The sequence below is a fragment of the Legionella longbeachae genome (assembly GCF_004283175.1).
Taxonomy (GTDB): domain Bacteria; phylum Pseudomonadota; class Gammaproteobacteria; order Legionellales; family Legionellaceae; genus Legionella; species Legionella longbeachae.
In genome coordinates this window covers 451,184-465,392 of record NZ_RXNW01000001.1, presented here as the reverse complement: position 1 = coordinate 465,392, position 14,209 = coordinate 451,184, and the positions used below count along the sequence as shown (strand labels likewise).

Here is a 14,209-nt window from a genome sequence, read left to right as displayed (position 1 = left end):
TACTCTTTTTGGTTTGTACTTTTATATTATAGTAAAAAAATCAATGACAATTTTCCTGGTGGTTTTGAAACAATACTTAAGGTTCGTAGGAGTGGGCCATTTTATGAAGCGATTAGATTTAATTTGGCAATATAGCATCAAAACCAGACATCAAATAACCTCAACCCGACACCTGAGCTCCCCCCATTTTTTAGTGCGCTTTATTTAAAGCCGCTGGATGATGCTTTTATTGGCACAAACGTAGCCTACTTTAGGTACCAAGATGATCTGCTCATTCTCTGTCAGACCGAACGAAGCTTAAAGCGATGCAAACAACGATTGATGCAGGTATTACAAGAAAGAACATTATAATTGTCAGGCACAAAAAACACATATAGGGTCACTTGACAAAGGTTTTCACTTTTTAGGCGTCCAATATCCAGAAACGCGAACTATGGGTAACACCAATGTTACACAGGAGGCTCACGTTGCTTATCATCAAGCTTCATTTGGGCAAAAAATATCCTCATAGGGGGGGGAGACAATATGTCAATCAGAAGAACAGCCTCTTTTGGAATCAAACATCGTTCCTAATCCGATGACTTTGCAAAAGGCGCGAGAGCAAGTCAAATCAATCGTTATCTATGGGCTTTCTCTCTTAAAAATCAAACGGTACTTGCATCGATGGTGTCATTGGTGGGGTAGAACAAGCCTAAGTTGGTTGTATCCAGGCTTACTATTATGGTTTTTGAAGGCTTGTTGGGATAGACCTGCGGCGGGGATATGCCACAGAACTTCTACAATAACACGCATTGTGCTCAATGGATATTAGATCTTGTACTGATTTTCAACCAAATTACTTGGTTTGAGATCATTTTCTAGAGGAATAAAATCATTTGTTCTGACTTTACATAGCGCCCTAAGGGCATTTAAAGCGCCAACACACAACTCACGCCCCCCCCAATGAAAGCGCACGCCGCCGCACGGCACGCCCCCCAACGATTTATATATTGCAAAGTCCATACCAAGCTTCGAACCCTCACAAAACCAAGATTCCTTCTTGCCATTTTTCAACCGATTATAAAATTGCCTCGATGATTTGGATTGTTCTTTAAACGCAGGGACGGGATAAAACGGTACGTCATTACAGTATTCATCAACAAAATGACAATTTTATACGAGCGTAGCAAATTCATACAAGATTATTAGTGGGTTCTTGGTATAACATTTATCTTATTAAGGCAACTGTGATGTATTGCAATCTCTATTGTATTAAAATTTATAGGGTTTACATCAATTCGAGGTCACACCCGATGTAACTTAAGTCCAAACACCAAACTCTCGATGTTTTAAACTGAAATCTAGGCAAATCTATAGCTTGCAGGCATTCCTAACGATGTCATTTTATGATTATCCCACAACCAATCATAGCATCTTGTTTTTGACGAGAGCCTCATCATAGGCGCTATCCGAACTTAAAAGGTTTATAGTTTATGGTTTATCAATTTGCTCCAGCAATGGAGCGTAACTTGCCGGTCATCATGACAAAAACTATCCGTCAATCTGTAGGCTTTAAAATAATGCTTTTGATTGACTGCTAGATGGAATTTACACCACATTGCTTTATTCGATAGCTCGTATTTTTTCTAGCGCCATTCGCTAGGATGAAAACGCTTCAGCCCAGTGGAGTCAATAGCGATGGCATGCTCCCCCTACGGCGCACAGCGAAAGATAGTCTATAATCTAAAGAAACAGCTTGATGAGAATTGATGAATGAAAATGTCACATGATCGTCCTAATAAAAATGAATTTTCGGTACCTTATCTTGAAAGCTTATTAGCAAAAAAAAACCTGGCTCAAACATCACCCCATTCGCTTGGTTATAAGAAGTGTTATGAATCTTATTCTATGCTCGATTGGGAAGTGAATTTAGATGGGGCCGATATCATAAAAATTAGTGGCATCCTTGATTGTCTTCATTCTTCTCAAAATATTTTAATTCAAACACAACAATTAATGAGCCAAACAGACGAAGCAGAACAGACTTTTTTCTCAAGTTAAATTCACGCTTTTGGGCTGATGATTAAAAATAATTTATCTGATAATAGCGTAGTCAGTGGTGTCGTTAGGTTCTGATGTGATTTACTCCAGGAAGAGATGTTATGGATATGAACATTGTATTTTTTATTTCCGAAACCTTGCTCGTTATCAGTTATATGATGGCATCGATGATTTTGCTCAGACTATTAGTTTGTTTTGCGCAATTTGGTTTTATATTTGCATCGCTCTATTTTGGTTTAGATTCTCCTGGTATGCTTACAACATTTATCTTTTCTTTTTTAACACTTTTTATTAATAGCCTTCACGTGATACGACTGTTGTATGTAAAAATTCCAGTTACAATCCCTAATAAATATAAAACCGCTTATAAGAAAAAATTTAAACGTTTTTCGCCGAGGGAGTTTCTGATATTAATGAGTTATGCAAAGTTGCAATCAGTCAAAGATGGTTACCTTATAAAAGAAAACACACCTACTGACATAATTTTTGTTATTAACGGAAAAATTCAAATAATAATCGAAAATCAAATTGTTAATGAGTTATCTAACTTAAATATAATTGGTGAGATTAGTTTTTTAACTAACAGTCCCAGTATTGCTTCAGTTAAAGCTGATGGTATTGTAGAGTATTTTGTTTGGAGTAGGTGTCAATTACAAAAATTAGAAAAAAAATATCCTAATATTTTCTATAAGTTTTATGATATCTTATTAAAATGCCTTGCTATAAAATTATCACATCAAAATAGGTTGACCAGTATAGGAAATAAATGAGAAGTAAAAACAACTTGAATCTCAAGTTAATTGAGATAATCTAAGAGACTATCCGCAATATATCTGTTCTTACCCTCTTTGCGTAGAGATGCATAACATGGCGCCATAGGTAATCTAAATCGTTAAGAGCCAGTTCAATCTAAAATCAGCCTTTTAAATAATGGAATCACATCTCCTAAACAATAACATCATAGTTTGCACGCTTTTACCTTATGTCACAGTTAACAAATTAAACTTTATTCTATAAAGATGTTTAAATTAACCCAACTCGACATAAGGCTGCGTAGTTGTGTTTACGTATATGTGATAATTTATAAAGCTAATGGACGCAAACTTACAAAATAAATGGTACCCAAAGATAAAGAAGTCACATGCTACGGGGAGACGATCAATTAACGTCAATTATCACTATTACCTTAATTGTGATGCATGCCTCTTCGGGTGAGTAGCTTGCAAGCTTAATATTTCATTATAGCTGTATCCTCACCTAAAAGATTCGTTAAAAGATCAAGTAATTCATCACTAGGCGTTATATTCCATTGTGGCGCCAAACTTAATTGTGCTTTTGCATACTCATTAGAATAGGAAAACTGAACAGCACAACGTCCCACGTGTGCTTTTAACAAAGCTTGGATAGAGGGTAAAATAGCTTGCTGCCCAGCATGCAAACGCAACTCCAAACACCGAGCGAATTTTGTACGTGCAGAGGGTACATCAAAAAGTGAACTAGCGCTCATTTTTACCCCGCCATTATAATCATCATGTGCTACATCACCCTCAACTATTAGCATATCGCCAATTCCCAGAGTAGATGAAAATGACTCAAAAAGCTCATCAAATATAACAATATCCAATCGCGCCGTAGAATCATCCATACCAAGAATGACCAATTTTTTTCCTCGCTTGGTCACAACCTTACGAATTGCTACGACTTGGGCACATATAACTGCTTTTTTCTGCATTGATGGATTTAGCTGACTTATTGGTACAATAAAATCACCAAATTCACGTCGATACTGATCTGCAGGATGTCCAGTCAAATAAAACCCCAGAACTTCCCGCTCGCCTTCCAGGCGTTGCGCTTCAGACCAGGATTTGCATAAAACATACTCCTGCTCTTTAGCACCATCATCTAATAATGAAAATAAATCAAATTGACCACTGGATTGATTTTGATGTTCTTTTTCTGCTATTTTTAACGCTTTTTCTAAAGAGGCAGTCAATACCGCTCTTTCTACTTTCCATTGATCAAAAGCGCCACTTTTGATCAATGCTTCCAAGACACGCCGATTTACTTTCCGTAGATCCAGCCGTTGGCAAAAACTAAATAAATCGGGGTAACTTCCTCCTAAGTCACGTGCCTCAAGAATACAATCAATTGCAGACTCCCCTACTCCTTTTATGGCTCCAAGACCATAAATGATCGTAGCATCGTCAACGACGGTAAAGTGATACATTGAGTGATTGATCGAAGGAGGTAAAACCTTTAACTTCATATGGGCACATTCATCAATAAAAGTGACTACTTTATCGGTGTTATCCATATCTGATGACATTACTGCAGCCATAAAAGCTGCTGGATAATGAGCTTTAAGCCATGCAGTTTGATAGGCGACCAATGCGTATGCTGCTGAGTGAGACTTATTAAAACCATAGCCTGCGAATTTTTCCATTAAATCAAAAATATGGGTTGCTACTTTTTCATCAACGCCTCTTTCTGTCGCTCCCTGGGTAAAAATTTCCCGTTGTTTCGCCATTTCTTCAGGTTTTTTCTTTCCCATTGCGCGACGCAATAAGTCTGCAGCGCCTAAAGTATAATTTGCTAAAACTTGAGCAATCTGCATCACTTGCTCTTGATATAAGATAACCCCATAGGTAGGTTTTAATATAGGTTCCAAATCAGGATGGGGATAATCAACGGCGGCGCGCCCATGTTTACGGTCAATAAAATCATCCACCATTCCTGACTGTAAAGGACCAGGTCTAAATAAAGCAACCAGAGCGATGATATCTTCGAAACAATCAGGCTGTAAGCGATTGATGAGCTCCTTCATTCCTCGTGATTCCAGCTGAAAAACCGCTGTTGTTTGACACGCTTTAAGCAAATCAAAAGAGGCTGGATCATCTGTTGGGATTTGGCTAATATCAATTGGCGGTAATCCTTCACGACCACGTTGTCTGTTTACCGTTGCAAGGGCCCAATCGATAATGGTTAAGGTTCGTAACCCTAAAAAGTCAAATTTAACTAACCCAGCTGCTTCCACATCATCTTTATCAAATTGGCTTACAATTTGTGAAGAACCTTCTTCACAATAAATAGCTGTAAAATCAGTCAGCTGAGAAGGGGCAATTACTACTCCCCCTGCATGTTTTCCTGCATTTCGCGTAATCCCTTCCAATTTTAATGCAAGATCGATAAGTTCTTTAACCTCTTCTTCTTCGGTATAGCGACGCTTAAGCTCTTCTTCTTGCTCTAGTGCTTTATTTAACGTGATACCCAATTCAAAAGGTATTAATTTGGCTAATTTATCAACAAATCCATAAGGATGTCCTAATACACGTCCGACATCACGAACTACCGCTTTTGCAGCCATGGTGCCAAAAGTAATAATTTGCGACACACTTTGTCTGCCGTATTTTTCAGCTACATAATCTATGACTCGATCGCGCCCTTCCATGCAAAAGTCAATATCAAAATCAGGCATGGATACACGTTCTGGGTTCAAAAACCGCTCAAACAGTAATTCATATTCTAAAGGATCTAAATCTGTAATTTTTAAGGCATAAGCAACCAATGAACCTGCTCCAGATCCACGCCCTGGTCCAACTGGTACACCATTATTTTTTGCCCATTGGATAAAATCAGCAACAATCAGGAAATAGCCTGCAAATCCCATATTGTTAATCACATCTAATTCTATCTGGAGTCTTTTGTCATATTCTGATCGAGTGTTTAGTAAATCCTCAGGCGATTTGTTTTTAAATATTTGCAGAAGACGTTCTTCCAAACCAGTTTTTGATAAATGGGACAAATAATTCTCGACAGTAGAACCATCAGGAATAGGGAAATTCGGTAAATAATTATTCCCAAGATCCAGTTTCACAGTACATCGTTTGCTTATTTCTACAGTATTTGAAAGTGCTGAAGGCAAATCAGCAAATAAAGAGGCCATTTCATCTGCTGAGCGTAAATATTGTTGAGCGCTGTATTTCTGTTCTCTTCTAGGATCGGCTAAAGTGTACCCCTCATGGATACAGACACGTGCCTCGTGTGCCTCAAAATCGTCTTTATCCAGAAAACGTACGTCATTTGTTGCTACTAATGGCAATTTCAATTTATTGGCTAAGGCAATTAATTTTTTATTATAGTCCGCCTCTTCAGGTCTCCCTGTTCGTTGGATTTCTAAATAAAATCGATTGGAAAATAGCTCTTGCCAATAGAGCGCTCGACTTGTTGCTAATTCCTCATCATCCGCTAACAAAGCTTGTCCAATATCCCCAGACTTTCCGCCCGATAATGCAATAAGTCCCGCTGAGTAATCTGGAATCCACTGATTTTGTACTCTTGGTTGACCTTGATATTGTCCTTCCTGATACGCTTTTGAAATAAGGCACGTTAAGTTTTTATATCCCTCGGAATTGAGGCATAAAAGAATTAGAGAAAAAACACGATCCGGGTGTTCAGGGTTATGGCAGGGTAAGTCACTACCAATAATCGGTTTTATTCCAGCTTCAATAGCACTTTTGTAATGCTTCACGGCAGCAAACAAATTACAATGATCAGTCAATGCAACAGAGTACATTCCTCGTGAAGGTAGAGCCTTCATTAAAGGTTTTACCCGCACTAAACCATCAACTAAAGAAAACTCTGTGTGAACACGTAAATGAACAAACCGATGTTGCATAAAGGAAATAGTCTCATTTAAATTAATTGAAGAACTTTAACCTAAATCATGTGTTTTGCCTATGGTTGGCCATCCCCGTATTCTTATAAATAGGTAAAAATATAAATCTGTCCTGCTAAGGTAAGACATTTAAATTGCCTTTATCCAATCAAATCCTTTGTGCAATATATAAACGCTGGAATTTAAAGCATAAAACAAAGTTACTATGTAAATTAGTATCAAAAAAGCAGCCAAAATTAAAAGAAAACTATTTTTTTTTATTAATCCTATAGAGATTAAGATAATGGCAAAGGAAGTAATAAAATCCTGGTAAGGTATTGGGATCATTAATAAAATACTTAAAATGAATATAAAACCAACAAAAAAATATTTAATCCATTTGGAACTAAAAAATAATGCTCTCTTTTTTATATATTTTTCTAGATGCTTCACATACGGGATGATTTTTAATATTCCTTCATTGAAATCACCAGGTATTTGCTTCTTTTTAAGTTTCATGGGTAGCCACATTTTGTTATGACCCATACATATTTGAGCAGAAATCAAGGCAATAGAAAAACCAAATAGCACTGTAACTTCTGGAATAAAGGATATTGGCGTAATAGCAAGAAATGCCAACAAAATAATCAAAAAAAGATTATCCTTTTGTTGAAATTTATTTAATAAAAGAGAGTATTACCTACCTTAATCAATACAACCCAGTAGTCTATAATCTATAAAAGATAGGGCACCCTAACAATGAGCTGATGCATGCAAAAACATCACGTTATGGGAATAGACAGTCAGAGTTTTCATAATATGACCTATTATGAATGGGGTGATTCTAATAATCCCGAAGTTTTGGTATGTGTTCATGGCCTATTTCGTAATGCCAGGGATTTTGATGACTTAGCCCAAGTACTGTCATCAAATTATCGTGTTATTTGCCCTGATATGGTAGGGCGTGGATTAAGCGATAAAGTATGCAACCCTAAAGATTACTCTACCCTGACTTATATCTCGGATATCACAATTCTCTTAGCGCAGCTAGGCGTAAGAAAAATCGACTATTTAGGCACCTCTATGGGGGGAATTATCGGAATGGTAATGGCTGCAATGAAAAATTCCCCTATTAAAAAATTGGTTCTCAATGACATTGGGCCTTTCGTTGACACAAAGGCCTTACAACGAATTGTTGCTTATGGTAAAGAAGGGAGCGCACGATCATTTGAAACACTGGGTGAGGTGGAGGCCTATTTAAAAAAAACCTATTCTAGTTTTGATCAATTAAGCCCCAAGCAATGGCAACACCTGGCTCTATGTGGAGTATGGCAAAATCCAATGAAACAGTATCAATTAGCCTATGATCCTCAAATAATTGAAAATGTAATCTTGGCTACTCAAAACAATGCCCCCCAATGGGCATTATGGAGCAGAATTCAATGTCCGATTTTATTGCTTCATGCATCATTATCTGACGTTTTATCAAATGATACAGTAGCAAAGATGCAGCAATTGCAAACCACTTTAGAAACAGTAAGCATTCCGGGTATCGGGCATCCTGTTTCATTGATGAAAAAAGATGAAATTGAGTTGGTAAAGCAATGGTTTTTAGATGCTAATTATTAATCATATCTTCATAGATAAATCTCTTACTTGCAATGAGGGAACATATTCGCTTAATTACCAAAGCAGATTCATTGAATTTGTAATGAATCATACAATCAGACTATATGCCGAAACTCCCTTTTATAAGGCCCAAACCTCACTCATATTGCCTTATATTACCCCCCCTTGCAAAACAAGGGAGGACGATGTTATGAGAATATTTAACTTAATAATATTAACAAGAAAGCAAGCTCTACATTTGGGAATGCGATATGGGGTACACAAACATTAGTGTGATAATTCTATAGTCGCTTCTGTAGATCTGATTCCCAGTTTTTCCACATTGAGCCTATCAACCAATATCTTATTGGAAAACAAAACTTTTTGTACCTTTTCACATAAAGGGGAATCATTTTCAAGAATATCATCTCGCCCAAGCAAAGGAATTTGACTCATTGCCTCCTTAATTTCATTAGCTTTAGCTTGACTAGCCCAAGAGCCAAAGAATCCTTTGGCATTACGCTCAAGAATGTCAATCTCGTGTTTAATGGCCTGCATTTCTGGCGAAGTCATTACTTTATTAACCTCATTCAGATCAGAAAATAGAGACAGTAGAAAAATATAATCATGTTGATTGTCATTAACTAATTGTTTCATTGTTTGACAATAATCTTTGGTTTGACTATCCATAGAACCCATACTATTTCCTTCAATCTGTTGAATTAATCGCTCGGCTTTAGCATGCAATGCTTGGGTTCTTGGCTGATAGGACAAGACTTTATCTTCTTTAAAATAAAGATTGGCTATGTCTCCCCTCTTAAACTCTATAAGTAAAAAATAGTTAATTGCATCATCCCAACCACGCTTTTCTGCCAGTATCATGGCATTGTTCAAATGTTTCCGGCATGTTTCAACTGACTGATCCTTTCCTTGTCCTTCAAGCATATGCTGATAGGCATCTATTAGTTGATTGAGCTTGCACTCCTTAGTTTTGTCAGAAGCAATAAGGGTCATTACTTTTGCAGTAAGTGTTACTCCTAATAGTTCATGAGCTTTGATAAGGCTACTTAAATCAACTGCCTTATCTGGAGCAGCCATGATACGTGCATAACCCACAATATATTTTGGATTCATAGCGAACAGCTTTATCAATTGATCCAACTCTTTTTTATTTGCCTCAGTATTTGATGATTTGTTTAATAATATCTCTTCAGTTGTTTTTTGAAGCAACTTTAAATCACTTAGCCCTAATGAACCCAGGTCTCGTTGGTTTAATTTGATTATTGCGGAAATGCGTTGTTTAAAAATCTCAAAATTCGACGAATTTATAGGAATTTTTAGATTTGCAAGTTCTGATTTTAAATCAACATTTATTTTGTCAGATGGCATACCAAAAAACTGTGCAGGTTGTTTCATCCCTACATTTTCGCGCACCCCATCATGAGAAGGTTTAAGAAAATCTATTACAGCCAAATGATTATTTTTTTCAGCAACTTCCATAGCCTTGTGTGATAAAATTGAAGAAATATTAAATGATCTGTCGAGGCTTATTTCTTTTATTAAAAGAAGATTACCTAATGCCACTTGACGTATAAAAAATTCCTCTTTTTCTGCTTTATTACCCTGGGAAAAAATCTTCTGCATCATTTTTCGTTCACGTGCAACACCACCAACAACATCCATTTGCTCGATAATAGAATCAACCGCTTTACCTATTTTTACCCCATCGAGTTTTTCAACGCCAATTTGTCCCTTCTCAAGTTGTTCCATGTTCGTTAAAGGTAAAGCCATCTTAAAGAGATTAACTAATATATCTTTTTGATATTTTTGGTTTTTTTCCTGGTAAACATCACCCCAAGAACCTTTTTTTCGAATCCGTTTTCCATTACTGTCAAGAAGAGCATTTCCCTTGGAATCAAGTTCGTATGCAACATATTTCGTTTTATCATAGGGAAACATTCCTTTGCGAAGAAGATCATAGGCATTTTTTAGGTCTTCCTTAATCCTGGCCTCAGTGTAATGATATGGAGCCTTATCTTGACTTAAAATTAAAAGAGGCACATCGTATTGATATTTTTTTTTAATTTGAAGCGCATGAAAAGCAAGATTAAGGCGGTCAAAGAGTTCATCACGAGTTGCATAAAAAGCCTGTGTAGCGCCTTTGGTATTTCCAGCCAAAATTTCATTATGCACATCTGCTGTCGTGCTCTTTTTCTGTAGCTCAATCAACTCTTTGAGGTTAATTGAGTATTTTGTACTCTTTCGCGCAGCCTCAAGATTAATACGTTCGTTTACAGCTAAATAAAGTTCTTTTATTTCTTTTTGTACTTTTTTATTGCTTTTAAAACGATCAAGATATATTTTTCGCTCTTGTTGGAGCAACATCTTAAAATCCTGTAGTACCTCATCACTTGGCCGATAACCTTTGACCTTAAGAATATCAAAAATCTTTTCTTTCCGGGTTTGTAAATGGTTTATCAACTCAGTTGAGCTAATACCTTCTTGTAGAAGTTTGCTTTTATCCAAAGCAACAACATCTGTTTTGGCAAAACGTTTTGGCTCACCTGACTTTTCCATCTGAGCATTCAAAAAGTCATAGCATTTTTTGTTAATAAGTGCAGGGTCTTTTACCCAGAATTTGGTTACTGTGTCCATATTCTCAGACCAAATATAACGCTCATCTTTCAAATCAACCTGATTCACATCAGAAAGAACACCTATAGGAAAGTAATTCCATTTTTTTTCTGGGTAGCCAGAAAAAGGGATAATTTTTCCATGTGAAGGTAACAGAGTATGGGCCAATTTTTTTGTATAAATAGTATTTTGAGGTGCTCCTGGTTTTCCTACAATCCATCCATCTGCCACCTTATCGTCAAACTTAAGTGGCTCAGTTATAGGCTCTTGAAAACGGACATCAGGAAGTGCTGTGGTCACTACTTTTCGATCGTAGACTCTATTTGTTCTTGGATCGGTATATTTTGTATGGACTACTGGAAAATGAATATTTTCTCGAATAGGAGGAGTATAACGCTCATGTACAGGATCCTCAAAAGCTCTTAAAAGATAGTCATAATCCGGAAATGTCTCCCCACTTAAGGCTGAGGTAGAAACAAGACGCACTAAAGCCTGGCTCTTTGCTATCATATTTAAAACCGTAATATTACCGTCAGGATCAACTAATGATTCTTCTCTATTAATCACCCTGGGAACATTAACTTGTTTAAATTCTACAAATTTATCATCGCGCAATTGTTTATAATATTCTCTATTCACTTCGATAGAAAATTCTTTAGGTGAAACGGTGATAATATTCGGTTTAATACCATAAAAAGCCATATAAGTTTCTTTAAAAAGTGCTGCTTGAGTCTGATTCTCAAAAAAAACAGTAACTTTATTTTCCAGTCTATTGTGTTTTACTGCAGAAATTACAGGCAACTCAACTTGGGCTACTCCTTTGACAGGAGTCACTGATCGCAGGCCATAAATTAAATTAATCGCATTTTTATGATGATCAATTTTATGGGGATTACCTTCTTGAGTATTGTGAAAATCAAACACCCGTTTGTCAGTCTGTAACTTGGGTGCCGCTGTCAGTTGTTTTACAATTTCTTGAAGAATTAGATGCTTACGATAAAGTTCAAGTGTCGAATTGCTATTTTCGTTAAGGCTCAAATCACCTTCCAAATTATCGTAATAATTCTCTTTTGTACGTACTTCCTTAATTTCATCAATCAGTTTCTTACGTCTTTTTTGACTCATAGGAAAATCAAATCGTTTGTTGATATCCTGAATTGCAGCCAGAGTATTATTTTTTTGGTGTTCAAATGTTTCTTGAGAAATCAACCCAAACATTGATTTTTGTCCGGTTAACTGTAGGGTATCAAAACTGCAACGTAACACTCTAAATATAGATTCTAACTTTTCTACGCTTGCAGTGTCGGATGACTCAGAAATACCCGACAAGTCCACGAAGTCTGCTATAATACTAACTGACTTTGATCCCCCTTTTTTGGAAGGATAGAGCGGATAACAACGGGTTAAATCAATACCATGAGCATCATTCATCATTCCTAGTTTTGCATTGGCAAGCGTTCGAACAGCACCTTCAGGAAAAAAGGTACCCAGGCTATACTTGGAAGAGCTATTCCAAAAAGATTGTGGTTTAGTGATTAAATTTAATGCTTCTTCTCGTGAAATATTGTTTCCTAATTGATTTTCTTTTTCAATAACGTAATCAATAAAAACTTCAGGTGGCGCCTCTTCCCTTCTGACTATTCGATCTTGAATATCAGAATAACCCATGAGTTCCACAATAATAGCATCGCGATACATAGCATCCAGATTATTATCATAAAGTTCAGTAAGATGAGTGCGGCAGTATTTAAGAAACTCTCTTCCTGAGGCGGTTCTAAAACTTTCATAAGTTTCACATCCCTTGGTGTTATCTCCTGTATCATTAAAACCCGTTTCATCACGGCGACCAACAACACTAAATAACATCATCATTTGTGCTTTTTCAAGTTCGAGTTCTTCATCGAGTTCTCTTGAATGTTTACCAAACTCTTTTTTAAAGGCATGAATTCCAGTCACCATATAAGAAACACGCACTGAGTGGGTTAAACCATGATTTGGGCGATGAACAATGTTAATGATTTTTGAATCATATTTTTTTTCTAAACACTTCTCATTTAAGAAAGATATGCCTCGTTCAACAATATTTTCATATAGTTCTTTTGCTTTTATTTTATTTGCATCAAAATCTTCTAATTTTTTTACTTCTACAGCCAATTCAAGAATCTTTTTATCTTTTTTATCAAAATTTAAGCTACTAATTTCTTGCTTAAGGGATTCAACTTTTTTTTCAAGTAAGGCTCGTTCTTTATCATGCCCTGATCTCTGGGAATGGAATTGGAATATTAGAGCCAAATCTTTTTTATCAACAACTTCTCCATCCAATATAATATCCACAAAGTCAATCGCTTCTTTACCTGAGACATTTACTATATCCCCACTTGCAAGCTGAACTATCGATAATTGATTGAACCATCTATCAACCATAGGCGATATTGAATAAGGCTTCGAAAAGCAATTTTTACTGACATATTCAATTGCTTTAAGAAATCGATTTTGATTGATTAGTGTTCTCATTATATTTTCACCGCATAAATTTATTTATTAATTTTTGTTTTTATAATATTCTTGTTGGGTATTTTATGATCATATGCTAGCATGGTCTAGTATATTTTTTGTTTTTTTTGCTGCTGTTAAAGTCATATAGAAGTTTTTTAGATTCATTTTTTGCTGCTTTTTGGGGTCAATTTTGACAAAAAAATTGTTCAAGCCTATGATTCGACTCAGGAGCAATAAAACCGGAGAAAGTAATGCCCAAGTTAGAGAGAAATAACAAAATTGATAAATTTATTAAGACTTCATTTCAGCCTATCCGTAATACAATGAAAACCCTGCGGAACCAAAAAGACAATACCTCTAACGAAGAAGAAAACTCACTTTCTATCGAATACGATGCTCTTTTCTCATATGAAGAGAAAGTTGTAGCTGAATTTAGAACACTTCAAATTGAAAATGCCCCACCACCCACATCAGTACAGCGTATTTATGACTCCGCTACCGAAGCAGCTAAAGTAGCGATCGAAAAATTAAAAAAACATCCTGATGCTAATGAACTAATATTAAAAAATTTAGAAGAAGTAACTAATTTTTGTACTAATGTACTTACTCAGGATAATGGAATTAAGTTCTTTGATGTGAAAGGGTTTGATATTGAGGCAGTCAAAAAAGTAAACAGTGACATACAAGAATCATGGGAGCATTTTCTAAAGAGCGATATAGATGGTTTAATTGGCCCCTCATAGCACTTTGATGAATATACACTTAGTCAGATTGTCG

The 14,209-nt window shown here is 36.2% G+C and carries 7 protein-coding genes and 2 pseudogenes; 4 read left to right on the top strand and 5 right to left on the bottom strand.

What is annotated here, in order from left to right:
• Positions 1-807: 807 nt before the first annotated feature.
• The gene (locus EKG34_RS01920) at positions 808-1,002 is read right to left on the bottom strand and encodes a hypothetical protein (RefSeq protein ID WP_041819014.1); all 195 of its coding nucleotides are present in this window, start codon (positions 1,000-1,002) and stop codon (positions 808-810) included.
• A gap of 471 nt (positions 1,003-1,473) precedes the next feature.
• Positions 1,474-1,685 (bottom strand): annotated as a pseudogene (locus EKG34_RS18475) (transposase); the annotation flags it as partial.
• 73 nt (positions 1,686-1,758) lie between these two features.
• On the opposite strand from EKG34_RS18475, the gene EKG34_RS01915 reads away from it, so the two are divergent.
• Both EKG34_RS01915 and EKG34_RS01910 read left to right on the top strand, forming a co-directional pair.
• A complete protein-coding gene (locus tag EKG34_RS01915; RefSeq protein ID WP_223800010.1) occupies positions 1,759-2,040 on the top strand; it encodes a hypothetical protein in 282 nt (93 codons plus the stop codon).
• A gap of 101 nt (positions 2,041-2,141) precedes the next feature.
• Positions 2,142-2,810: a cyclic nucleotide-binding domain-containing protein gene (locus tag EKG34_RS01910; RefSeq protein ID WP_003631926.1), complete on the top strand. Its 669-nt coding sequence runs from the start codon at positions 2,142-2,144 to the stop codon at positions 2,808-2,810.
• A 458-nt stretch (positions 2,811-3,268) separates the two neighbouring features.
• Here the strand turns inward: EKG34_RS01910 and dnaE are convergent, their stop codons facing one another.
• Together dnaE and EKG34_RS01900 are read right to left on the bottom strand one after the other, a co-directional pair.
• Positions 3,269-6,715, bottom strand: coding sequence for a DNA polymerase III subunit alpha (gene dnaE, locus EKG34_RS01905; RefSeq protein ID WP_003631927.1), 3,447 nt, complete (start codon positions 6,713-6,715; stop codon positions 3,269-3,271).
• A 129-nt stretch (positions 6,716-6,844) separates the two neighbouring features.
• Positions 6,845-7,369: pseudogene (locus EKG34_RS01900) on the bottom strand (exopolysaccharide biosynthesis protein); the annotation flags it as partial.
• Between the two features lie 96 nt (positions 7,370-7,465).
• Between EKG34_RS01900 and EKG34_RS01895 the strand changes: the two are divergent.
• Entirely contained in the window at positions 7,466-8,323 is an 858-nt protein-coding gene (locus tag EKG34_RS01895) for an alpha/beta fold hydrolase (protein ID WP_003631930.1), read from the top strand.
• A 267-nt stretch (positions 8,324-8,590) separates the two neighbouring features.
• Here EKG34_RS01895 and EKG34_RS01890 read toward each other — a convergent pair whose 3' ends face one another.
• The gene (locus EKG34_RS01890) at positions 8,591-13,450 is read right to left on the bottom strand and encodes a SidE phosphodiesterase domain-containing protein (protein ID WP_003631932.1); all 4,860 of its coding nucleotides are present in this window, start codon (positions 13,448-13,450) and stop codon (positions 8,591-8,593) included.
• Between the two features lie 233 nt (positions 13,451-13,683).
• Here EKG34_RS01890 and EKG34_RS01885 point away from each other — a divergent pair, with 233 nt between their 5' ends.
• Positions 13,684-14,175, top strand: a complete 492-nt coding sequence (locus tag EKG34_RS01885) for a hypothetical protein (protein ID WP_003631934.1) — start codon at positions 13,684-13,686, stop codon at positions 14,173-14,175.
• Positions 14,176-14,209: the final 34 nt, after the last annotated feature.

Bases quoted from the DNA above. Each gene is read 5' to 3' on its own strand.
- EKG34_RS01920 (WP_041819014.1), bottom strand. From the start codon at position 1,002: ATGGACTTTGCAATATATAAATCGTTGGGGGGCGTGCCGTGCGGCGGC.
- EKG34_RS01915 (WP_223800010.1), top strand. From the start codon at position 1,759: ATGTCACATGATCGTCCTAATAAAAATGAATTTTCGGTACCTTATCTT.
- EKG34_RS01910 (WP_003631926.1), top strand. From the start codon at position 2,142: ATGGATATGAACATTGTATTTTTTATTTCCGAAACCTTGCTCGTTATC.
- dnaE (WP_003631927.1), bottom strand. From the start codon at position 6,715: ATGCAACATCGGTTTGTTCATTTACGTGTTCACACAGAGTTTTCTTTA.
- EKG34_RS01895 (WP_003631930.1), top strand. From the start codon at position 7,466: ATGCAAAAACATCACGTTATGGGAATAGACAGTCAGAGTTTTCATAAT.
- EKG34_RS01890 (WP_003631932.1), bottom strand. From the start codon at position 13,450: ATGAGAACACTAATCAATCAAAATCGATTTCTTAAAGCAATTGAATAT.
- EKG34_RS01885 (WP_003631934.1), top strand. From the start codon at position 13,684: ATGCCCAAGTTAGAGAGAAATAACAAAATTGATAAATTTATTAAGACT.